Annotated in this window: 17 protein-coding genes; 8 read left to right on the forward strand and 9 right to left on the reverse strand. The window is 72.2% G+C overall.

Annotation, left to right across the window (positions count from 1 at the left end):
- Nucleotides 1–28 precede the first annotated feature (28 nt).
- Nucleotides 29–805 (reverse strand): dihydrodipicolinate reductase C-terminal domain-containing protein, encoded by a 777-nt coding sequence (locus tag ACFYQ6_RS28750; protein ID WP_361581795.1) that lies wholly within the window; start codon nt 803–805, stop codon nt 29–31.
- Between the two features lie 231 nt (nt 806–1,036).
- Between ACFYQ6_RS28750 and ACFYQ6_RS28755 the strand changes: the two genes are divergently transcribed.
- Nucleotides 1,037–2,353 (forward strand): condensation domain-containing protein, encoded by a 1,317-nt coding sequence (locus tag ACFYQ6_RS28755; RefSeq protein ID WP_388765698.1) that lies wholly within the window; start codon nt 1,037–1,039, stop codon nt 2,351–2,353.
- Nucleotides 2,354–2,473: 120 nt separating this feature from the next.
- Nucleotides 2,474–3,313 carry a phytanoyl-CoA dioxygenase family protein gene (locus tag ACFYQ6_RS28760; RefSeq protein ID WP_361581801.1) on the forward strand — a complete coding sequence of 280 codons (840 nt, stop codon included), beginning with the start codon at nt 2,474–2,476 and terminating at the stop codon, nt 3,311–3,313.
- Nucleotides 3,314–3,483: 170 nt separating this feature from the next.
- Here the strand turns inward: ACFYQ6_RS28760 and ACFYQ6_RS28765 are convergent, their stop codons facing one another.
- Nucleotides 3,484–3,966 (reverse strand): helix-turn-helix domain-containing protein, encoded by a 483-nt coding sequence (locus ACFYQ6_RS28765; RefSeq protein ID WP_388765700.1) that lies wholly within the window; start codon nt 3,964–3,966, stop codon nt 3,484–3,486.
- Nucleotides 3,967–4,123: 157 nt separating this feature from the next.
- Nucleotides 4,124–4,624: a transposase gene (locus ACFYQ6_RS28770; RefSeq protein WP_361581804.1), complete on the reverse strand. Its 501-nt coding sequence runs from the start codon at nt 4,622–4,624 to the stop codon at nt 4,124–4,126.
- A 763-nt stretch (nt 4,625–5,387) separates the two neighbouring features.
- Between ACFYQ6_RS28770 and ACFYQ6_RS28775 the strand changes: the two genes are divergently transcribed.
- Nucleotides 5,388–6,560, forward strand: a complete 1,173-nt coding sequence (locus ACFYQ6_RS28775) for an LLM class flavin-dependent oxidoreductase (RefSeq protein WP_388765821.1) — start codon at nt 5,388–5,390, stop codon at nt 6,558–6,560.
- 160 nt (nt 6,561–6,720) lie between these two features.
- On the opposite strand, the gene ACFYQ6_RS28780 is transcribed toward ACFYQ6_RS28775, so the two are convergent.
- From ACFYQ6_RS28780 to ACFYQ6_RS28805, 6 genes are all read right to left on the reverse strand, one after another.
- The gene (locus ACFYQ6_RS28780; RefSeq protein WP_361581807.1) at nt 6,721–7,545 is read right to left on the reverse strand and encodes an Sden_1164 family protein; all 825 of its coding nucleotides are present in this window, start codon (nt 7,543–7,545) and stop codon (nt 6,721–6,723) included.
- 127 nt (nt 7,546–7,672) lie between these two features.
- A complete protein-coding gene (locus ACFYQ6_RS28785) occupies nt 7,673–9,346 on the reverse strand; it encodes an Sden_1168 family B12-binding radical SAM P-methyltransferase (RefSeq protein ID WP_361581810.1) in 1,674 nt (557 codons plus the stop codon).
- A gap of 77 nt (nt 9,347–9,423) precedes the next feature.
- Nucleotides 9,424–10,665 (reverse strand): phosphonopyruvate decarboxylase, encoded by a 1,242-nt coding sequence (gene aepY / locus ACFYQ6_RS28790; RefSeq protein ID WP_361581813.1) that lies wholly within the window; start codon nt 10,663–10,665, stop codon nt 9,424–9,426.
- Between the two features lie 175 nt (nt 10,666–10,840).
- A complete protein-coding gene (locus ACFYQ6_RS28795) occupies nt 10,841–12,019 on the reverse strand; it encodes a nucleotidyltransferase family protein (protein WP_361581816.1) in 1,179 nt (392 codons plus the stop codon).
- Nucleotides 12,016–13,038 (reverse strand): 2,3-diaminopropionate biosynthesis protein SbnA, encoded by a 1,023-nt coding sequence (gene sbnA, locus ACFYQ6_RS28800; protein ID WP_361581819.1) that lies wholly within the window; start codon nt 13,036–13,038, stop codon nt 12,016–12,018. Before sbnA ends, ACFYQ6_RS28795 begins: the two co-directional genes overlap by 4 nt.
- A gap of 45 nt (nt 13,039–13,083) precedes the next feature.
- Nucleotides 13,084–13,893 carry an isocitrate lyase/phosphoenolpyruvate mutase family protein gene (locus ACFYQ6_RS28805; protein ID WP_361581822.1) on the reverse strand — a complete coding sequence of 270 codons (810 nt, stop codon included), beginning with the start codon at nt 13,891–13,893 and terminating at the stop codon, nt 13,084–13,086.
- A 518-nt stretch (nt 13,894–14,411) separates the two neighbouring features.
- On the opposite strand from ACFYQ6_RS28805, the gene ACFYQ6_RS28810 reads away from it, so the two are divergent.
- From ACFYQ6_RS28810 to ACFYQ6_RS28830, 5 genes are read left to right on the forward strand one after another with little or no spacing between them, the layout of a single operon-like run.
- The gene (locus ACFYQ6_RS28810; protein WP_361581824.1) at nt 14,412–15,383 is read left to right on the forward strand and encodes an ABC transporter ATP-binding protein; all 972 of its coding nucleotides are present in this window, start codon (nt 14,412–14,414) and stop codon (nt 15,381–15,383) included.
- The gene (locus ACFYQ6_RS28815; RefSeq protein WP_361581827.1) at nt 15,380–16,180 is read left to right on the forward strand and encodes an ABC transporter permease; all 801 of its coding nucleotides are present in this window, start codon (nt 15,380–15,382) and stop codon (nt 16,178–16,180) included. Before ACFYQ6_RS28810 ends, ACFYQ6_RS28815 begins: the two co-directional genes overlap by 4 nt.
- Nucleotides 16,141–16,953, forward strand: a complete 813-nt coding sequence (locus tag ACFYQ6_RS28820; protein WP_388765706.1) for an ABC transporter permease — start codon at nt 16,141–16,143, stop codon at nt 16,951–16,953. The genes ACFYQ6_RS28815 and ACFYQ6_RS28820 overlap by 40 nt, the downstream gene beginning before the upstream one ends.
- Before the next feature lie 16 nt (nt 16,954–16,969).
- Nucleotides 16,970–18,376 carry a condensation domain-containing protein gene (locus ACFYQ6_RS28825; protein WP_361581832.1) on the forward strand — a complete coding sequence of 469 codons (1,407 nt, stop codon included), beginning with the start codon at nt 16,970–16,972 and terminating at the stop codon, nt 18,374–18,376.
- A 26-nt stretch (nt 18,377–18,402) separates the two neighbouring features.
- Nucleotides 18,403–22,407: an amino acid adenylation domain-containing protein gene (locus ACFYQ6_RS28830; RefSeq protein ID WP_388765708.1), complete on the forward strand. Its 4,005-nt coding sequence runs from the start codon at nt 18,403–18,405 to the stop codon at nt 22,405–22,407.
- Nucleotides 22,408–22,421 lie beyond the last annotated feature (14 nt).

A 22,421-nucleotide genomic window follows, 5' to 3' on the forward strand; every position in this document is an offset into this window, starting at 1 on the left:
GGGACGGGGTGTGGGCAGGACACGGCGCTCACCGCGCGGAACCACTCCCGCGCGGTCCCGCCGAGCTGTCCGGGAGGAGGATCTCGTCGAAGAGTTCCGTGCCCGTCCAGAGCCGGGGGGCGCCCTGGTGGATCCAGGTGGCGGCGGTGAGGGCGCCGAGAGCGGCCGGTCCGAGGTCGCGGACGTCGTGGGTGATCGTCAGCGTCTCGTGGGCGAAGCCGAGGGCGAACCGGTGCTCGCTGACGGGCAGGCCCGCCCGGTACGAGGCGATCTCGTGGGTGAGGCCCGCACCGGCCGCCTGCCAGGCACCGGCGAGGGAACGCGCCGTGGCGCTGGGGCGGTCGCGTTTGGCGGTCGTGTGCCGTTCCAGGACGCTCGTGTCCGGGGCTTCGGGCAGGCGGGTGGAGAGTGCCGCCGCCGTGCGGACCAGCTGGTGCTGGAGCCAGTTGACGATCGACAGGTTGGCCGCGAGGACGACGGGTACCTCGGCGGCCAGGTCCGCCGCCGCCCGCCGTTGTGCCGGACCGATGTCGGAAGCGCACACCAGCAGGGCCGCGCCGACGGAGCGGCAGTAGTCGGCGGTGCGTGGCAGGACGTCGCCGCGGCTCGCGTCGACGACGACGGTGGGCGCGGCGTCCCCGTCCTGCCGTGCGGGCCAGGACGTGCGCGTGGCCGTCCACACGACGGCGAGGCCGTGCCGGTCGCACTCCTGGACCACCCTGCTGCCGAGCCGTCCCGCGGCTCCGACGACACCGAGCCGCGGCGGACCGCCGCTCCTGTGATCCCGTTGGGTGAGCGTCACCATGGGCGACGACGCTAGCGGCGGGAACCCGCGTCGAGCGGCATCTTCGGAGGCAGATGACGCGCCCGTCCGCCGCTCGGGGAATCACCCCCGCCGCGCGCAACTGCCGCCGGGGCTGCCGCCTCCGCCGCACGCGCGCCGATAGCTTGACGGGCGTTCGGCGGCCGGGCGCTGCGGTGGACGCGGGCCGCCGGCGCGACGGACGCGTATCGGCGTACGGGGAGGCGATGGTCGGTGCAGACGTCGGGGCCGCTCACCTTCGGTCAGTTGTCCGTGATGCGGGCGGTGCAGGACCTTCCCGTCGCACAGTGGCACGAGTCGAACCTGCGCACCTTGTGGACACTTCCGGAGCCGGTGCCGCCCGCCCGTGCGGTGGCCGCACTCCACGCGCTGCGCGCCCGGCACGTCTCGCTGCGTACGGTGTACGACCTCGGTGACCCGGCGGTGCCGCGCCAGTCGGTGCGTGACGACGTGGACCCCTCGATCGAGGTGTTGGCGGCCGACGGCACGGACGAGGCGGAGATGCGGACGATGCTGGCCGCCTCGGCAGCGCGGCCGTTCTGTCTGTGGTCCGAGTGCGCGTGGCGCGCGGTCGTCCTGACCCGTGACGGTCTGGCCGAGCGCATCGCGCTGGTCAACCACCACATCGTCGCCGACGGGTCCGCCAAGCAGATCCTGTGGCAGGACCTGCTGGCGGCGTTGCGCGAGCCCGGTCCGGCCGCCGCCGTGCAGCAGCCGGACCTGCTGACCGCCATGGCCCGGGAGCAGCGCTCGGAGGGTTTCCGGGCCCGGCTGCGGTCGGCGGAGCGGCACTGGGAGAAAACGCTCGCCGCGTCGGTGGCGGGCGGGCCTCCGCCCCGTCCGTCCGGGAACGCGCCGCCGGAGGAGGTCTTCGTGGCCCGGCTCCTCTCCCGCCGGTCCCGTGCGGCCGCGGAACGCGTGGCAGGGCACGGCGGGGTCTCGGTCTTCGCCGTGCTGCTCGCCGCATACGCCACGGCGGTCGCCGAGGTGCAGGGCGTGCGCTCGATCCCGATGCGGATGGTCTCCTCCAACCGGCACGGCAACCCGTGGACCGGGCACGTCACGTCGATGAACCAGTGGGTGCCGGTCCACGTCGACGTGCCCGCCGGAGACACCGTGGCGGAGCTGGCGCGGCGACTGGGCCTGAAGAGTCTCCAGGCGTTCCGCAACGGCGTCTTCGACCTCGACGCGGTCACCCGGCTGTGCGCGCGCCATCCGGCCGCCGTCGCCTCGCACGACGAGGTCTGGTCGTTCAACCTCATCGTCCAAGGCGTCTCCGGCGACCCGGGCTCCTTCGAACCGTTCGAGGTGACCGAGGAGGAGGACGGCCGTGTGGCCTACGAACCCGCCTTCCTGACGTTGGGTCCCCGCTTCTACCTCCGCGTCATGGACGACGGGAAGGGCGCGTGGGCGTTGCGGCTGCGGGCCCGGGGGGTGCCGCACGACACGGCCGGGGCCGTCCTGCGGACCGTGCACGAGACGCTGCTCGCCGAGGGGCGTGTACCGGAGTCACCCGGTAGGTCCGGGTGAGGGCGCTCACGCACCGGGCTCGCCTGCCGCCCGGTGCGTCCCCCCTCGGCCCTCGCCCGGTGCCGGGACCCGGCCTCCCCCGACCTTCGACCACGACCACGTGAACCAGGAGTCAGCCCCATGGACAGCACGTTCCCGACCGGTTGGACCGACCCCCTCGCGCTCAAGGCCGCCTACGCGGCGGACGGCTGGTGCCGCCTGCCCTTCCGGCTCGACGCGCCGACCGTGGTGCGGGTCCGCGACCGGGTCGACGCCATCAGCGCGACGCGTCGCCCGGAGGTGGTCCACGAGAAGGACGGCGACACGGTGCGCGCGATCCACGGCTGCCACGCCTTCGACGACCTCTGCGCCGCTCTGGTGCGGCACCCCGCGCTGGTGGGTGCGGCGCAAGCGCTGATCGGCGGGCCCGTCTACGTCTATCAGTTCAAGGTCAACCTCAAGCAGGCGCACGAGGGTGCCGCCTGGCCCTGGCACCAGGACTTCTCGTTCTGGAACCAGCAGGACGGCATGCGGCGGCCCGACGCCGTCAACCTGGCGATCGCCCTGGATCCGATACACGAGGGCAACGGCCCCTTGACGGTTGTCCCCGGTTCGCACCGCGGGGGCCTTCTGGACCTGCCGGACCCGGCCGACACGAGCGGTGACTGGCGCCGGCACGTGTCGGCGGACCTGGCGTACACCGTGCGGGAGGAGACCGTCGAGAAGCTCGCGCAGGAGCGCGGTACGGCGCTCATCACGGGAGACGCGGGCGAGGTGCACGCCTTCCATCCCAGCATCGTGCACTCCTCCACCAACAACAGCTCCCCCGACCGGCGGGCCCTGCTGCTCATCACGTACAACGCGGTCGGCAACGTACCCGAGGCGCCGACCCGGCCTGAGTTCCTCGTCAGTCGCGACGCGACACCGGTGACGGCGGCCTCCGACACCCGCATCGGCACGCTGGGAGCCGCCCTGGTCTGACGGTGAGGTCCACGGTCCGGCCGTCGTGGCGCGAGACGGCGGGCGCCCACGGGGCGCTCGGCGCGTCGGCATGCCCGCGGCGCCGCCCGGCCGGCTGCGCGTACCCCGCCGGCCGGCTGCGCGTACCCCGCCGGCCGGCTGCGCGTACCCCGCCGGGCGGCGGGGTGGCCTCACCGGGGGCGGGCCGCCCAGAGCACCGACCAGTCCAGCGTGGAGTCCGCGGACCGGGTCGCCACGAAGACGATCTCGTCGCGGTCGTCCGCGGCCTCCTCGCCCGCCGCCAGTCTGCGCCGCTCGGTGATGAGCAGTTCGGCCAGGGCGTAGACGTCGGTGTCCGGCCCCTCCCGCCCCTCGGTGATCCGTGTCCGCCCGGGGGCCCCTTCGCGGGGCAGGTGCGGCGTCGGCTGCTCCTCCCATGTGAGCCGGGCCGCCGCCGTCGTGAGGAAGACCGCGCGGCGGCCGTCCCGCAGCCGCAGCGCGTCGGCCAGCAGACGGACCGTCTCCTTCCGGGGCCGGCTCACCCGTCCGCGTTCGAGGTCGCGTACCGCCCGGACGCTCAGTCCGGCCAGGTCGGCCAGTTCCTTCTGCGTCAGCCCGATCCGGCCGCGCAACTCCCGCAGCAGCACGCCGAACTTCTCCGAGGCTCTCACCACCGGGTCCTCCTTCCGTGACGACCGCCGTCCGCGTCATCGCGTCCGCCTCCCCCGCCGGGCCCGGTCCGCGCGGTGCAGGAACCGGTGCTCGCGCCGGCGTCCACCGGCGGGGTGGCGCCTCGCCTGACAGTGCCGCGGGCCCGCGGCGTCGGCTCGCTCATGGCCGGGCCTCCCTTCTCCGCTTCATGCCGGCGTCGGAGACGTCCGGGTGGGTGACGGAGTGCCGCCCTCGGGCCACGGGCCGAGGCGGGGCGGCGCCGTGCTCCGCGAGCCCGGGCGCGTTCGGCCGGGAGCCGTCGCGTGCCGCGGCGGCCCGGCGGACCGCCGCCGCCCAGTACCTCAGGGCGGGCGGCATCCCCGGTACGTCGGTGGTGAGTTCGAGCCGCTCCCAGATCCCCGCCTCGCACAGTTGCCGGAAGCGGCGGTGCGCCGTCTGCCACGAAGTGCCGAAGGTGTCCGGCACCGCGCGCCAGGGCGACTCACTGACGAGCACGTAGAGGATGCAGGCGAACACGGCCTCGTCGTCGAGCCGTCGGGTGCCGCCGCCCTGCGGCCGTACCGAGGCCACCGGCATGATCCGCCGCGCCAGCGGCCACAGCACCATGGGGGCCAGCCAGTCGTACTCCCGGGAGATCCCCCGTGCGCCGATGGTCCTCACGCCCGCTCGCCCTCCCGGCCGTGGACGGTCCGGCCTGCCGGTAGCCGGGCGGCGGGGCAGCGGACCGCGCGGCTCCCCGGGGCGCGCCGGACGGCACCGGGCAGCGCGGTACGGGCGTCACCGTCCGAGGGGACGGGTGCGTGGTGCGGTCCGGGGCCGGTAGCGCGGTCCGGCGCTCCGCAGGCGTGTACGAGCGATGTCGTCGGCGGGGCGCCGGACGGGCCGGCAGCGGTGGTGCGGCCGGATGCGTGCCGATGTGCCGGTGAGGCGTCCACTCGACTCCCCCTCCAGAGAAGGTCATAGGTGATCGGACACGGCTGAGGGCGCCCGAAGGCCGTGCCACGGCCTGGGCGGAGCCGCACCCTGCGGCAGGACTCCGCCGCGGGTCGGTGTGCGCCCGCGCATCTCACCGGCATCGCGCGGTGACGGTACGGGCGGACGGACGGTGCTCCGCGCCCCGGGTTCGGGCGCGCGCTCCGGCGCGGGAGGTACGGGCCCGCCGTTCAGCCCCGGGCGTGCCGTGATCCGCGAGCGGGGAGCCGGTGGTGTCCTGTCATCCGCCGCAGAGCCGCCGGTTCTCACCCGGCGGGGCCAGGGGACAGCCGGCGGCGGCCGCGGGCCCGGGGGCCGGACGCGCCCTGGCCGTCACCACGTGAGACATGTTCTCGCTTCCTGCGAAGGGGGGCGTCTAGGGTGGCCCGGCAGAGCCCGCCGGTGGACGAAGCCCCTTCGACGCACCCGGAAAGGACCGACTGTGGACCGAATGCGGTTCGGTTGCTTCATATCTCCTCTGCACCCTCCGGGGGAGGACCCCAATCTCCTGCTCCGCCGGGACATCGCTCTCGCGGAACTGGCCGACGACCTCAATTTCGACGAATTCTGGGTGGGTGAGCACCACTCGGCGGGCTGGGGCACCATCACCAGTCCGGAGCTGTTCATCGCAGCCGCCGCCGAACGTACCCGCCGGATCGTCTTCGCGACCGGTGTGATGACGCTGCCGTACCACCATCCCTTCATGGCGGCCGAGCGGGCGGCACAGCTGGACCATCTCACCCGGGGGCGCTTCATCCTGGGGGTGGGAGCGGGCTCCGTCCCCTCGGACATGCACATGCTGGGCATTCCGGTGGCGGACACCCGGCGCAGGACGGCCGAGTCGCTGGAGGCGGTCCTGCCCCTGTTGCGCGGTGAGGTCGTCAGCACCACCCGCGACTGGTTCGAACTCCACGACGCCCGGATCCAGTTGGGGTCGTTCGCCGCCCAGGGTGTGGAAGTGGCGGTGGCCAGCGCGCAGTCTCCCTTCGGTATGCGGCTCGCGGGAACCCACGGGGTCAGCCCGCTGTCGTACGTGGCTCCGCCCTGGGGCGCGCCGCGCGCCGGGCACGGACTCGCCCTGGACCGGCTCGGCGAACAGTGGCGGCACTACGAGGACGCCGCGGCCTCCGCCGGGCGGAAGGCCGACCGCGCCGACTGGCGGCTGCTGCTGCCCGTCCACGTCTCCACCAGCCGCGAGCAGGCCCTGGAGGAGCTGTACGAGGGGTGGCTGTACCAGCGGGAGCACCTGTGGGCGCGCACCATGGGTGTGCCGCTGACGACCAGTGGGGTGGGCGCGCGCAAGGCGTTCGAGTACACCGTCGAGGCGGGTGGCATCATCGCCGGCTCCCCCGCGGACTGCATCGCCGCCATCCGCGTCCTCCAGGAGCGCAGCGAGGGGTTCGGCTGCCTTCTGCTGTCGCTGATGGACTGGGCCACCCCCGAGCGGGTTCGCCGCAGTCTCGATCTGTTCGCCCGTCATGTCGCACCCGCCTTCCGTCACTCGGCCGCCGGCACCACCGCGTCCAACGCCTGGGCCGCGGCGCACAAGGACGCCTTCCAGCAGGCGAACTCCCAGGCCCGGGACGCCGCCGTGCGTGAGGCGGCTGCGGCACCCCCGCACTGAACGGGCCCGCACCCCGGGGCCCGGGTCCGAGAACCCTCCCCGGCCCTGTGTCCCGGGGAGGCCGACGGCCCCTCGCGGGAGGCGGCCGGCCGTCGTTCGCCGTTCCGCGAGCTGCCGGTCCCCCGGCACCGCGGCCGGCCACGGCTCGTGCCGTCTCCGGTCAGCGGGGGGCGGCAACGGCGCCCCGGTCCCGTCGCGTGATCGCCGGAAACAGCTCCTCACGCACGTACGCGTGGTCCTCCGGGAAGTCGCACTCGGAGAACAGCAGGTCCTTGGAGACCTGGGAGACCTGGAGCCGGCCGAGGGTGAAGAGGTACTGCCACATCTCCTCGTGCTCCGAGAGGCGCCCGCCGTACCCGTACGGACGCTGTCGTGGCGGGTCTCCGACGGCCCAGCGCGTCAGCTCGGTCACCGACATGGTCTCGGCGGCGTCGAGGAGGATGAGGCCGAGGCTTTCGCCGAGCAGTTCCAGCCCGCTGGTCATGCCGCTCGCGAGACCCTTGCCGATGAGCACCGGCTGTGCCGGGGACCTGCCGTAGACCCGGACCTCCTCGGTGTCGCCGTTGGTCCGTTCGATGGTGAACAGCCGCGATCCGCGGGTGGCCGACACGTGGTCGAGCAGCGCCTGCTCGTACACGATGTCGGCGTCGCTGATCACGGTGCGGCAGCCGTGCGGCCTCCAGGCCAGCAGGGCCCGCAGACCGGCCAGCATGCTGACGCTGGATCCGGTGCGTTCGCGGCCGTCGCCGCACACCACGAGTTCCACAACGTCGTCGGCGAACGGCTCGAACGCGGCGCGGTTGGCCGGGCTGACGACGAGGAAGACACGTTCGGCTCCTGCACGGCGCAGCAGGCCCAGGTGCCGGCTGAGGAACGTGGGCCCGGCGGAGTCGTCGCTGCCGAGCGGCAGCAACGACTTCGGTGCCGACGAGTTGCCCATGCGCCGGTTCTCCCCGGCCGCGAGGACGACTGCGCTTTCCAGCATGACGGTTTCCTCCACTCCCTCGCGCGGCCCGGGCGGGCCGGACGCGGTCGGCGTACGGATCAGTGCGGTTGCGGGCGTGCCGCACGGGCGCGGACCGCCCCGCGCGGAGGTGCCCCGTGGGCGGGGGTCACCCGGTCGCGCCCGCGCTGATGATGGTCGAGGTGATGGCCGAGGCGGAGCCCACGCAGATGCGCGACATGCGGTCCTTGTGGTCGCGGTACTTGCGCTCCCACGCCTCCGGGTCGCGTTGGTAGATCGCCTTGTTGTAGCGCTCGAGGAAGCCGCTGACCAGCTCTTCCAGCCGCTCGGCCGCGATGTTGCTGAGCCGGAGTGTGGAGCGGGCGGTGTCGATGTGCAGTGCCCCCTCGTAGGTGATCGCGCCGTTGCTGACAGCCTGCTCGAACAGCTCGGAGCCGGGGATCGCGGCGGCGATGAACACGTTGATCGAGTGGAAGGGGAGTTGCTCGACGAAGGCGAAGCCCTCCTTGATCTGCTCCTCGGTCTCCCCCGGCATGCCGACGACGAGGGTGCCGTGCATGAGCACGCCCAGGTCGTACAGGTAGGCCATCAGGTCGGGGACCTTGGTCAGGTCGACCGGCTTGCGGTGCTGCTCCTTGAGCGTCTCCGCGCTGCCGCTGTCGAGCGAGAGGGTGATCTGGTAGAGGCCGGAATCGACCATGCGGTCCACGAGCGGGGCGCTGAGGGTGTTCACCATGATGCCGTTGGGCGTGCACCAGGGCAGCCCCAAGGGCACCATCTTCTCGAACAGTTCGGTGGCACGCTTGCGGTCGAAGGTGAGGTTGTCGTCGGCGAACTGGACCTCGTCCACGCCGAAGGCGTCCTTGTAGTGCTGGATCTCGGCGATCACGTTGTCCACGGAGCGCGCGATGTACTGCTTGGAGAAGTTCGTGCTGGCGCAGAAGGTGCACCCCACGGGGCAGCCGCGTGAGGTGTAGAGGGGCAGGACGCGCTTGCCGCGCGGGTAGGGCGAGAACGGCACGTTGTGGGCGAAGTACTTCTCCACCGGCACCTTGTGGTAGGCGGGGAAGGGCAGCGCGTCCAGGTCCGTGACCCGGGCGAACTGCGGATTGGCGAAGACCTTTCCCTCGTGCCGGCCCGCCAGCCCGTCGGCGCTCAGGTCGACGCGGCCGTCGGCGAGGTTGCGCAGGAAGTCCCCGAGCCGGATCTCGCCCTCGCCGCGCAGGACGTAGTCGATGAAGGGCGCGCCGTCGGCCACCGCGTCCTGGAGGAAGCGGCGAGCGTAGATGCTCGCGTGCAGGCCGCCGGCGATCACGGTGGTCTCGGGCCGGACCTCCTTGACGAGCTGGGCGTAGCGGTAGAGGTTCTGGAGGTCGGAGGAGTAGATCATGGTGAATCCGACGACGTCGAACTCGTTCTCGGCGATGTAGGCCCGGAACCGGTCCTCCGACATCCCCATGTTCCAGACGCCCTTGCCGACCGGCACCTCCTCGTCGATCCCCTCGACGATGCAGTCCAGGACGGAGACGTCGATGCCCTCCTTCTCCAGTGCCCCGGCGATGTAGCAGAGTCCGATCGGGGGGACGACGCGCTTGACCGCGCCCTCGTACATGCACATGGGCGGCATCACCAGCAGGGTGCGGGGGATGCGGCCCAGCGGTTCCCGCACCTGGACGAGCCTGGATTCGGGCCGGGGCTTGCGCACCCGGGCCGTCTCGTCCTTCTCCGCCAGATAGAGGCGCAGCGGGCTGTCCTGCGGGAGCTGCGCGTCGAGCTTGTTCTGCTTGACCCGCAGGTCCTGGTCCGGCGTCGTCTCGGGCACGGCCTCTCCTGTCAGTTGGTGTTCCCTGGATACGGGCGGGACCGGGCCACGGCCGCCGTCGGCGGAGGACGGGGGCGTCACCGGGCGTGGTCCGGGCCCGCGACGGTGGCCGCGAATCTGGCCGCGGCCTGTGGCGGAGCGAGCGCGGGCCGGCCGAGAGAGGGGTCGGACCCCGGACGGATGCGGGCGCGGACGAGATGCGGACCGGGTGCCGCGCGCGCCCGCTCGCTCGCCGCGCGCAGGCCGGCGGTGTCGGCGACCTCGGCCGCGGTGGCGTAGCCGCAGGCCAGGGCCACCGCGCAGAAGTCGACGTCCGCCGAGAAGGTGGCCTGTCCGCCTGTCGACTCGTAACTCTCGTTGTCGAGGACGATGTGGAGCAGGCGTTCGGGAGCCTGCCGCCCGATGGTCGCCATGGCCTCCAGCCGCATGAGGGCCGCGCCGTCGCCGTCGAGGACGACGACGTCCCGCTCGGGCGCGCCCAGTGCCACGCCGAGGCCGATGCTCGACGCGCACCCCATGGAGCCGACCACGTAGAGGTTGGCGGCGCGGTCCCGGTCACGCTCCAGTTCGCGTGCGGTCTTGCCGGTGGTCGCCACCACCAGGGTGTCCGGCGCCGCCGTGTCGACGACGGTCCTGATCGCCTCCGCCCGGAGCATCGCCGCCGCGGCCGGGGTTTCGCGCGGGGTTCGTGCGTACGGCGCGAGGGCGCCCTTGTGCACGAGGAAGGCGTACGGCAGGCCGGTGCGGTCCATGTGGAGGATCGCCCTGGCGAGCGCCGGACCCACCTCGGTGGCCGTGGCGGGGAACTCCTCGTGGCTGATCCGCATCGAGGTCAGCAGTTCCGGGGTAATGGCCCCCATCAGCTGGTGCTGGGGCTCGTCCTGGTGCCCGGGCTCGCCCCGCCAGGTGATCAGGAGCAGGACGGGCAGACGAAGCGTGTAGCAGAGCGAGGTCAGCGGGTTGACCGCGTTGCCGAGGCCCGAGTTCTGGAGGATGACGACGGGGCGGCGGCCGGTCAGCCGGGAGCCCGCCGCGATCGCCACGGCCTCTCCTTCGTTGGCCGCGGCCAGGTAGGCGGCCGGGTGCTCCGCTTCGAGGGCGCTGATGAGCGGCCCGAGGAAGGAGCAGGGCACACCGGTGAAGGGCCCGAAGCCGGCCTGGACGAAGAGATCGGCCACCGCGGAGGCCTCGAGCGCCCCGGCGGGGGGTCCCGGGTGGGTGGCCACCGGCCCCCGGCGGTCCGCGCCACCCGCGTCGTCGATGGCCGGTGGGATCCCGGTCGCGGCATCCGGTGGGGCCGTGCGGGCGGAGGGCTCCACGGTCGGTTCCTTTCTCTGGAGCCCGCGATCGCGGGGTGCGGGAGGGGAGCGGCCTGTCGGGCCGCACGGGCGGGCCTGTACGCGGGAGGGCCTCGGGGTGTCAGGGCCTCAGGGACGGGAGGCCGGGACGGCCGGGAATCCGGGACCGGGCCCGCGGTCGGGAAGGCGCCCGGGTTCAGGCGTGCGGCACGTTGGACGGCGCGCTGTCCCGCCCGCGCCCGGTGTCGAAGAGCCGGTCGAGGAAGGGCAGCGACCAGCGGGCGGTCTGCCCGTCGAGAGTGCCGTACTGGTCGAGGTAGCCGGTGTCCTCGGGCCGCAGGGAGTCGAGCACCCGGGCCGGAATCGACCCGGGGTAGAGGAGTTCGGTGTGATGGAGGGCGTAGTAGGCGATCTCCGCGGCGTCGTATTGCTTGGTGCGGTCGGCGAAGTCGTCCCATTCGCTGTCGCCGAAGCCCGCCGCGAAGAGGCTGACGTCGAGGAACTTGCTGATCTGGAGGTCCACGCTGTCTTCGATGAACCGCAGGCTGGTGGCTTCCTTGTGCAGGTGGGAGCAGAGGTCGAGGAGCGCGTCGACCGGTTCCGCGACCCAGGTGCGGGTGCCGCACAGGACGACCGGGACCCGGCGCCGCAGCAGTTCCGCGGCGCTCGCGCTGCTTCCGGACTTGCGCTGGAAGATGTCGTGGCAGAGGTCCACGTTGTACTCGGACACGTCGGGCCGGTTGCCCGCCTTGAGGTACGGCAGCTGGTTGCTCAGGTTCAGCCGCCAGAAGAGCTGGGTCTCCCGTTTGAAGGGTTCGATCCGGTCGCCGTCGGCAGCGAGGTTCCCCTGGAGGTAGCCCAGGCGGACCAGGACCTCGTGGGCGAGCGGGGCGTCGGACCGGTCGACGAGCAGGTCGAGGTCGCTGATCCGCCGGACCGAGACGTCGTGGTAGAGCCCCTCGGCCAGCGAGAAGCCCTTGCGGACCGCGTACGGGACGCCCGCGTCCCCCAGCTCCTTGAGCACCAGGCCGAACTCGTCGGAGAGGGCCTGGTTGCGCTGCCGGTTGCCGAGGTGGGCCGAAGCGAAGAGCCAGGGGTAGGGAAAGCCCTTGGCGTCCCCGGCCGGGCGTCCCAGGCGGTACGTGTGCACATGGCGGCCGACCAGCGGGAGCAGCTTGTGCCGGGCGGCCGCGTCGAGGAACGCACCCCAGTCCAGGTCGTCGCGGCCCGCGAGGGAACGCGCGAGTGCCACCTGACCGGCGTCCGGACCGAGCCGGGCCAGGACCAGGAGCAGCCGGGCGTACGGCGGCAGCCCCGCCGCCTCCGGCGGTATCGGGAGGCCGCTCGTCGTGTTCGGCACTGCTTCCTGCGTCATCGCTGCCTCTCCTCGCCCGCCCGGCCGGCGGGTGTCGCCGGGCCCGTCCGGGGCTCCTCGTCGGTGTCTGATGCGGTGAGGCTGTAGGTGGCCGCCACCCAGTCGTCGTCGTACAGCGTGTCCAGGTAGCGGTCACCCAGGTCGGGGGCGATCGCCACGGCGGTGAGCGGCCGTCCGGCCTCCTGCCGGGCGAACCATTGCTCCACCCCGCTCACCACGGTGCCGGTGGAACCGCCCGCGAGCACACCGTTGCGGGCGAGCCGCCGGCACATGCGGATCGTCTCCGTCTCGGGAACACGCACCACTTCGTGGGCGAGCCCGTCGACGACGAAGGGCATGGCCTCGCTGGCTCCCAGACCGGGGATGTACCGGGGCCCCGAGGGCATCCCGAAGTTGACCGAGCCGACGCTGTCGACCGCGACGATCCGCACATGCCGGAAGTTCTCCCGGAAGAACCGCGCGCAGCCGGCGAGGGTCCCGCCGGTGCCGGCGCCGACGAACAGAACGTCCAGGTCCGGGAACTGCTTGGCGATCAGCGGCGCGGTGATCTCGTAGTGCGCCAGCCAGTTCGCCGGGTTCTCGTACTGGTCGAGGCAGACGTAGTCGTCGTGCCGCTCACAGAGTTCGCGCACCCGGCGCTTGCGTGCCGCGAGGTAGCTGCCGCTCGGGTCCGGGCCGTCGACCACCTGCACCTCGCTGCCGAGGGCTTTCATGAGCTTCATGGTGGTGGGGCTGCACTTGGGGTCGGTGACGCAGACGAAGCGCAGCGACCGGGCCGCCGCCACGACGCTGAGCGCCACGCCGAGATTGCCCGACGACGACTCCACCAGGGTGGTGGTGTCCGTGATGACCCCGCTGCGGATGCCCTCGGTGACCATGGAGACCGCGGTACGCAGTTTGACCGATCCCGCGAAGTTGAACCCTTCGCACTTGAGCATCACGTCGATACCGACCACGTTGCCGAGGTCGAGGTAGATGTCGGTGTCGAGCAGTTCGTCGGCTGCGGAGATTATGGTCAATTTTGGCCTCTCATCGCCTGGCCGTCCCCCGGGATGCGATCGGTTTCATGCGTCGAGCTCGCACCAGGCGTCGAAACGCTGGAGGGCGAAGATGTCCTGGACGGATGCGATGGAGTCCTCCACCGCCGTGGTGTCGCCGTTCGCGTACACCGAGCGATAGGTGGTGCGGAGCGCGCTGACGGTGGCACGCAGTCCGTGATTCGCGTAGATGACGGCCGATACGCCGGCCTTCTGTATGTCGTCGATGTGCCAGTCCGGATAGGTGGTGGGCACGATGACGACCGGGCAGCGGAAATCCCACCCGTCGAGGAATCCGACGATCTGGTCGCGGGTCTTCTGCTTGGAGTGCACGAGGACGGCATCCGCTCCGGCGTCCGCGTACCGGCGGCAGCGTTCCAGCGCGGCGTCCACGCCGAGGCCGCTGATCATGGCCTCGGTGCGGGCGATGACGAACATGTCCGGCGTGGACTGGGCCCGCTTCGCGGTGGCGATCTTCCGGGCGAACTCCTCGGCACTCTCCAGGTGCTGGCCGCCGGCGGCGAAGCTGTTCCGCTTGGGGAAGAGCTTGTCCTCGATGCACACGGCGGTGAGGCCGGCCGCCTCGAACTCGTGGATCATGTGGGCCGCGTTGAGAATGCCCCCGTACCCCGTGTCGCAGTCGGTGACGACCGGGATGTTGAGCGCGCTCTGCGTATGGGCAGCCGCCTGGAGGTACTCGGACATGCTCAGGAGACTGGCGTCCGGCAGGCCGCGTGACGAGGACACCTCCAAGGAGGAGGACCAGACCGCCTGAAATCCGGCTTCCTGTGCCAGCAGCCCTCCCAGCGCGCTGTGCGCGCCGGCCACACGGATCACGCCGTCCTTTGCGCCGGTGAGTACGGATCGAAATGACGGAAAACTGGTGCGCTGCATTGTGAATACCCTTCGACATTGCTGAAGAACCGGGCGCAAACACACGTACGGAACCGCCTGCAGCGGCAGAGAATTCAAGTGCGTGTGGACGGAAATGAACTTCGCCACATTTCTTGATCGCGCCAACAGTAGACGTTCAACTTTCGTACAGCAAGAGAAGGTAACAACTGACCGGATTCCTTCTACGGCCCTCTCGGCCTCCGCAGTGGAATACCCTAGAAAATGACACCAAAACGGGCAGTAAGGTGCTCGCGAGCGGCCGATACCGCGGCATCCAAGGCCAGAGAATAACGCAATAACGGACATACCCTGCGGCGCTTTCCGGCCGACATCGATGTGCGCCGTTGATGTTGGAGCGTTGGACGCCTTACGATCCCGTCAGTCCTCGAACAGCTCAAACGCACAGCGCGGCGGGGCTCTGGGGGGAGTCATCCGGTTCCGAGGGGCGAGGTGTCCGCAAAGTGGGCGAAAGCACTGCACCCGCAATTCAGATAGACGAACTGTCGCGCACTTTCAAGGGTCCACAGGGACGCGTCAAACACGCCCTGGATAAACTCTCTTTGTACGTCGGGCGCGGCGAGCTGGTAGGTCTTCTCGGGCCGAATGGGGCGGGAAAAACCAGCACGGCGAAGATACTGATGACCGTCCTGCTGCCCACGTCGGGGCAGGCGCGCATCCTCGGACACGACGTCGTGCGCGAGGCCCAGGCCGCGCGGCGGGTGACAGGTGTCATCCTCGGCGGCGACGCCGGCCTGTACGCGCGGCTGTCAGCCGTCGACAATCTGCTGCTCTTCGCCGACCTGTACGGAATCCCCTACCGGGAGCAGAAGCCCAGGATCCGTGACCTGCTGGACATGGTGGGGCTGCTGGGAAACGAACGGAAGCGGGTGGAGTCGTTCTCGCGCGGCATGAAGCAGCGGCTGCACATCGCCCGCGGCCTGCTGCACGACCCGGACGTCGTCATCCTGGACGAGCCCAGCAACGGCATCGACCCGGTCGGCGCCCGGGAGTTGCGCGCGCTCATCCGCGAGCAGGTGCGCGGCGGCCGGAGTGTCCTGCTGACGACGCACTACATGTTCGAGGCCGACGAACTCTGCGACCGGGTCGCGGTGATGCGCGACGGGGTCAAGATCGCCGAGGGGACCCCGGAGTCGCTGAAGAAGCAGACGGACGGTCAGGTCGTCCTCACCGTCCAGGTCAGCGGGGCCGGCGACGGGGACGTGGCACGGCTGCGCGCGCTTCCCGGTGTCCGCTCGGTCGGCCTGGCCGAGCGCGACGGCAGCCAGATCCTGGACGTGCACAGCGGCCAGGAGACCGACGTCACGGCCGCGGTCCTGGCCGGACTCGGTGGCCTGCCCGTCCTCCAGGTCTCCAAGCGCGAGCCGACCCTGGAGGACGCGTACGTCTCCCTGATCTCGCAGGAGCGCCCGTGACGGCGGCGCGGCCGGCCCGGCTCCGGACCAGCGCCGGCTTCCTGGCGCGTGCGTGGCGGTACGAACTCCGCCAGCTCGTCCGCACCCGGCTGTACGTGTTCCTCGCCGTCCTGCTTCCCCTGATCCTCGCCTCGATGGCCTTCTACATGTTCCGCGGCTCCGGCAAGCAGGACCCCCCGATGGCGGTGGCCCTGAGTGCGGCACTGATGGGCATGTGGTCCTCCACGCTGCTGGGTTCGGGCAACGCCATCACCCGGCTGCGGCTGATGCAGCTGCTGGAACCCCTGGTCGCCAGTCCTCGCTCCACCTTCCTGGTGACGCTGCCCTTCGCACTGGCGACGTCGTCGCTGGGGATCTACGGACTGCTCATCACGCTCCTCTGGAGCGCGCTCCTGTTCGACATGCCGCTCCACCTGGAGCACCCGGTGCTCTTCCTGACCGCCGTACCGGTGACGGTGGTGGCGCTCGGCATGCTGGGCCTGCTGATGGCCTCCGCCTTCATCCTGTATCCGACGGCGCAGTCGCTGGCCAACTTCTTCGAGTTCCCGGTGTGGATGCTCAGCGGCATGCTCGTCCCCGTCTCCTCGCTCCCGGACCCGGTGCAGAACGTGTCGTACCTGCTGGCCCCCACCTGGGGCGTCAAGGCGCTCACCGGGGCGGCGGTGGGCGGCGGCGACCCGTTGACGGCGATCGGCATGTGTCTCCTGCTCACCTGTTTCTATCTCGCCGTCACCCTGCTGCTGCAGAGGAGGTTCGAATGGCTGGCACGCTCCAGTGGGACGCTCGCTCTTCAGTGACCTGGCGGCTGTTCTTCGTGGCGGGCTGGCGTTCCTACCTCGCCCTGTTCCGCTGGCTGCGGCCCTCGGCGTTCATCCCGACGGTCATCGGCGTACCCGTCGTCCAGCTGATCTGGGCGGTGCACCTGGGCCGCTACCTCGGCGCCTATCCGTCCGACTACTACGTGGTGGGCAACGCGCTGCACGCCTGCGCGATGGCCGGCCTGTTCGCCCCCGCTCACTCGATCCAGGGCGAGCGGTACGGCGGCACGCTCACGGCGCTGCTCGCCACCCCGGCCAACCGCGCCGTGATGTTCGGCGGCCGGGTCCTGCCGGCCGTCCTGACCGGCGCCTTCACCTCCGCGGTCATGCTCGCCCTCGGCTCGGCGCTGGGATGGGTGCACATCGCCCCCGGCGCACTGCCCCTGCTGGCCCTCACCCTGGTGGTCACCGCCCTGTCGTGCAGCGCCTGCGGACTGGTCGTGGGGGCGATCGGGCTGCGCACCCGGGAAGCGACGTTCCTGGCCAACGTGGTGCTCTACTCGATGATGCTGCTGTGCGGCGTGAACATCCCCTTCTCCTGGCTGCCCGGCTGGCTCGCCGCCCTCGGGCACGCGATGCCGATGTCACAGGGGATCGAAGCCGCCCGCCGGGTGCTGTCCGGGGCCGAAGGGGTGCCGGGGCTGCTGGGCTGGGAACTGCTCAAGGCGGCCGTGCTGGTGGGTCTGGCCCTGTACCTGCTGCGGGTCCTGGAGCGCGGCAGCCGTGCGAACGCGTCCCTCGACGATGTGTGAGAGAGCGGAGAACACCATGACGGCGGACAGTGTCCCCCTGACGTTCGGTCAGCTCTCGGTGTGGCGGGTGATGGCCGACTGGCCGCACTCCCGGTGGCCGGAGACGTACCTGACCGGAGCGGTCGAGCTGCCGCCCGGCTGCGGCGAGGACCGGGTCGTGTCCGCCTTCGGTGCGCTCCGCAGGCGCCACGAGTCACTGCGCACGCGATTCACGGACACCGCGGACGGGCCGGTGCAACGGGTGGACGACGCGGCCGGCGACCCGGTCGTGGGCCACGTCGAACGGCAGGTGACCACCGTCGAGGAGGCCGCTGCGGCAGGACGGGAACTGGCCCAAGACCGCATCGACCGCGCCCGGGAGCACGCGTACCGCTTCGCCGTGGTGACCAGCGGCGGACGGTCGACGCACGCGGTGATCACCACCGACCACATCGTCGCCGACGGGTTCTCGATGGGGCGGCTGCGCGCCGAACTGACGGCGCTGACCGGCGGGGACAGTCCGGAGGGCAGCCGCTGGCTGGAGGAGGAGCCGCCGCAGCCCCGGGCGCTCGCGCTGGCGCAGCGGTCCGCCGCCGGCCGGGCCCGCGGTGACGGTGTGCTGCGCCACTGGCGGGACCTGCTGGCCACGCTGCCCCCGGACGCCTTCCCGGTGCCCGACGACGCGGGTGGCAGCCCCGGACGCATCGAGGCGGTCCTGCGGTCGCCCCGCGCCCGCGCCGCGCTGGCCGTGGTCGCCCGGGAACGCGGGCTGGCACCCCACGACGTCCTGCTGGCCCTCACCTCCCTGGCCCTCGCCGTGCTGGAGGAGAGCGCGCGGGTCGTCATGACGCTCCAGTCCAGCAACCGGTTCGGCCCGCCCTGGCACACCGTGGTCAGCTCCATGAACCAGTACGCGCCGATGGTGCTCGACACCGGCACCGCGGCCGGCACCTTCGACGAGTGGGTCCGCCGCGTGCAGCGCACCGCGCTCAAGGCGTACCGCTTCGGCTCGTACGACATCGACGCGGTCGATGCCCTCGTGCGCGGCGACCGCGGCCGGGCGCCGGGGTACGACAACTTCTACAACTTCCTCGCCCACGACGTCGCGCAGTCCGCGCCGGTCCCCGGCGCGGTCCGGGCGGGCCGCGTCGAACGGACCCGCCCCCACCGCCAGATCGGCCCCCGGTTCGACGTCAAGGTGCTCGGCGGGCCCGACATGCCGGTCGTGGTGCGGGCCGACCCCGCCCTGGTGCCCGCCGACCGGCTCGACGCCCTGCTGACCTGGTTCGACGAGGAGGCGCACCGGCTGGCGGCGGAGCCGGCGGGCAGCACGGCCGCGCTGGTCCGGCGGTGCCGCGCGGCCCTGGAGGGCCCGTCCGCGGTCCGACCCCCCGAGCACGCCGAGCACGCCGAGCACGCAGTGGAACGCCCCGTACGTCTCTGATGCGCCCCGCTGATCAGGAGGCCAGTGTGCTGCCCCTCTCCTTCGCCCAACGACGGCTGTGGTTCCTCGAACGAGTCGAGGGAGCCGGGGCGACGTATCTTCTGCCCCTCGCCCTGCGGCTGCGCGGGCCGCTGCGCGTCACGGCGCTGCGGAGCGCGCTGGGCGACGTCGTGGCGCGGCACGAACCGCTGCGGACCGTCTTCCGCGAGGCGGACGACGAGCCGTACCAGGATGTCCTCGACGCCGCTGCCGGCCATCCGGGGATGACGGTCGTCGCGTGCGGCCCCGACCGTCTGGACGAGGAGCTGGCGGCGGCCGCCGCCGTGCCGATCGCGATCTGCGAGGCCGAACTCCCGCTGCGTGCGACCCTGTTCGAGACCGGTCCCGAGGACCACGTCCTGCTGATGGTCGTCCACCACACCGCGGCCGACGGCTGGTCGGTGGACGCCCTGCTGCGCGACCTGTCCGCGGCCTACCGGTCCCGGGCCGAGCGAGGCGTCGCACCGCCCTGGGAGCAACTACCGGTCCAGTACGCGGACTTCACCCTGTGGCAGCGCGAACTGCTGGGCGATCCGCAGGATCCCGGCAGTACGCACGCCGTGCAGAGCGCCTTCTGGAGCCGGACCCTGTCCGGTCTGTCCGGACCGCTGTCGCTGCCCGTGGACCGGCCCCGCCGGACGGTGGCCGGCCACCGGGGTGCCTCCGTCCCCTTCCACTGCGACACCAAGCTGCACCACGGGGTGACGGAGCTGGCCCGCACGCACCGGTGCACCTCGTTCATGGTGGTGCAGGCCGCCCTGTGCGTGCTGTTGTCGCGGCTGGGGGCGGGCACCGACATCGCGGTCGGCTCCGCCGTCTCGGGGCGGGTGGAGGAGACGCTGGACGACCTCGTCGGCTTCTTCGTCAACACGGTGGTGCTGCGCACCGATCTCTCGGGCGATCCGGACTTCGCCGAGGTGCTGCGGCGCGTACGGGAGGCCGACCTGGACGCCTTCGCCCACCAGGACCTGCCGTTCGACCTGGTGGTCGAGGCGGTCAACCCGGTCCGCTCACTCGCGCACAACCCGCTGTTCCAGGTGATGGTGAGCTTCGAGAGCGACGCGCCCGCAGAGCCGGACTTCGGCGAGGTGAGGGCGACGGTGCGTCCGCTGGACCCGCTGCCGACCGCGAAGACGGACCTGACCTTCCAGCTGGTGGAGCATCTGCGAGGCGGTCCGCAGGGCATCGACGGCCACCTGGAATACTCCTGCGACCTCTTCGACGCCGCCACCGCCGAATCGGTCGTGGCGCGGCTGCTCACCGTCCTGGAGGCGGTCACGGCGGACCCGTCGCTGCGGGTGAGCGAGATCGGCCTGCTCACCGATGCGGAGTACCGCCTGGTGGTGACGGAGTGGAACGCGACGGAGCGCGCTCTGCCGGTGACGGCCCTGCCCGAGGCGCTCGCGGCGCAGGCCGCCCGCACCCCGGACGCGCCGGCGGTCGTCGACGGTCCGCGCACCCTCACCTACGCCGAACTCCACGACCGGGCGGACCGGCTGGCCGCTCACCTCGACCGCTTCGGGGCGGGGCCCGGCACGGTGGTGGCACTGGCACTGCCGCGGTCGGCCGAGTTCGTCGTCGCGGTGCTGGCCGTGCTCAGGACGGGGAGCGCCTACCTCCCGCTGGACCCCGAGCACCCCGCGGAGCGCCTGGCCCACATGATGCGTGACGCGGCGTCGCCCTGCGTGCTGACCGACCGCGCGACCCGGGCCGCGCTGCCGGGCGGCGGGCCGCCCGCCGTGTTCGTCGACGAGCCGCTGCCCGCGCCGCCGGAGGTGCCGGGAGCGTGGCGGCGGGCCGGCCCCGGCGATCCCGCGTACGTGATCTACACCTCCGGCTCCACCGGGCTACCGAAGGGCGTCGTCGTGCCGCACGCGGCCATCGACAACCGGCTGCGCTGGATGCAGGACGCCTTCCCCCTCACAGCCGCGGACCGCGTGCTGCACAAGACCTCCTGCGGCTTCGACGTGTCCGTGTGGGAGCTGCTGTGGCCCCTGCGGGAGGGCGCCGTGCTGGTGGTGGCCGCGCCGGGCGAACAACGGGACCCCGCATGCCTGATCGCCACGGTGCGGAGCACCGGCGTCACCGTCGCGCACTTCGTTCCCTCGATGCTGGACCACTTCCTCGCCGAACCGGAGGCGGCGTCCTGCGCCGGGCTGCGCCGCGTCTTCTGCAGTGGCGAGGCACTCCCACGGGAGACCGCGGACACCTTCCACCGGCTGCTGCCGGGCACGGCCCTGGAGAACCTCTACGGGCCGACCGAGGCCGCCGTCGACGTGACGTGGCATCCGTGCCGGGCGGGCGAGAGCGGCCCGGTCCCGATCGGCAAGCCCGTGTACAACACGCGGACCTACGTCCTGGACGAGACGCTGCGGCCGTGTCCCCCGGGTCTGCCGGGCGAGCTGTACCTCGCGGGCGTCCAGCTGGCAAAGGGCTACCTGGGCCGCGGAGCGCTGACCGCATCCCGGTTCGTCGCGGACCCGTTCGGTCCGCCCGGCTCCCGTATGTACCGCACCGGCGATGTCGCCCGCTGGCGCGCGGACGGCTCCCTGGAGTATCTGGGGCGCGAGGACACCCAGGTCAAACTGCACGGCCAGCGCCTGGAACTCGGCGAGGTGGAGAGCGTGCTGGCCGCGGGGACGGCGGTCGGCTCCGCCTGCGCCCTGGTGCGCTCCGACAACGGCGAGCAGCGGCTGGTCGCCTACGTGACCCCGGCGCGCGGGGCCGCGGGCGCCGGGGCGACGCCGGGCGGCCCGCAGCCGGACCGTCTGCGCGAGCACCTCGCGGAGCGGCTGCCTGCGTACATGCTGCCCTCGGACATCGTGGTCGTGGACCGCTTCCCGCTCACCGCCAACGGCAAGCTCGACCGGGGTGCCCTGCCGCCGCCCGCGCCGCGCACCGGCCGGGGCCGCGCTCCGGGCACCGCCCTGGAACAGGGGGTCCTGGAGGTCTTCCGGGAACTGCTGGGCACCGACGGCATCGGTGTGGACGACGACTTCTTCCGCGCGGGCGGCACATCGATGCTCGCCATCCGGCTGGCCCGGCGGCTTCGTCCGCTCCTCGGTACGGAGCTCCCGGTCCAGGCCGTCTTCCGGCATCCGACGGCAGCCGCGCTGGCCCGCCGGGCGGGCCTCGAGGCCGGCACCCCGGACGGTTCGGCCGCGCTGCTGCCGCTGCGTCCGCACGGCACCGGTCTGCCGCTGTTCCTGCTGCACCCGGGGACCGGGTTCGGCTGGTGCTACTTCCGGCTGCTGGAGCACCTGGACACCGACCGGCCCGTGTACGCCCTCCAGGCCAGAGGGCTGGGCGGGGAGGACGGAGCCACCGGGCTGCCCGCGAGCGTCGGAGAGATGGCCGACGACTACGTGCGGCAGATCCGGCAGATCCAGCCGTCGGGCCCCTACCACCTGTTCGGCTGGTCCTTCGGCGGGCTGGTGGCGCACGCCGTCGCCACCGCACTGCGGGCCGCGGACGAGGCGGTGGACCTGCTGGTGGTGCTGGACGGCCGCCCCGTGACCGAGGAGGAGGCCGGCCGGGTCCACGCCTCTGCCGAGGAGCCCGATGCGGGGGCGCGGGCGGAGGCACTGGCGGAGGCTCTGCGCGGCTTCTTCGACGGCGCTCCCCCGCTGTCCGCCGCGCAGGACGGCGTCGACGACGCGCTCGTCGCGCAGCTGCGCGAGAGCTTCCCGCCGCTCAGCCACGCCGGTCCGCGCGAGGTGCGCGCGGCGGTGGAGGTGGCGGTCAACAACATCCGCCTCATGAACGACTTCGTGCCCGGCCGGTTCGACGGCGATCTCGTCCTGGTGGCCGCCACCGACGACGGCACGCCCCGGGACACGGGTCCGGGCCTCGGCTGGGATCCGTACGTCGGCGGGCGGATCACGGTCCTGGACGCCGGCTGCGGCCACTACGAAATGCTCGGCAGGGCGGTCGCCGACGTCGGCCGGCTGCTGTCGCGGATTCTCACGGCACCCGGCTCCGCACGGATATGACCACAGGAGGAACT

Origin of the sequence: Streptomyces sp. NPDC005494 (assembly GCF_042872025.1) — a bacterium.
Taxonomy (GTDB): domain Bacteria; phylum Actinomycetota; class Actinomycetes; order Streptomycetales; family Streptomycetaceae; genus Streptomyces.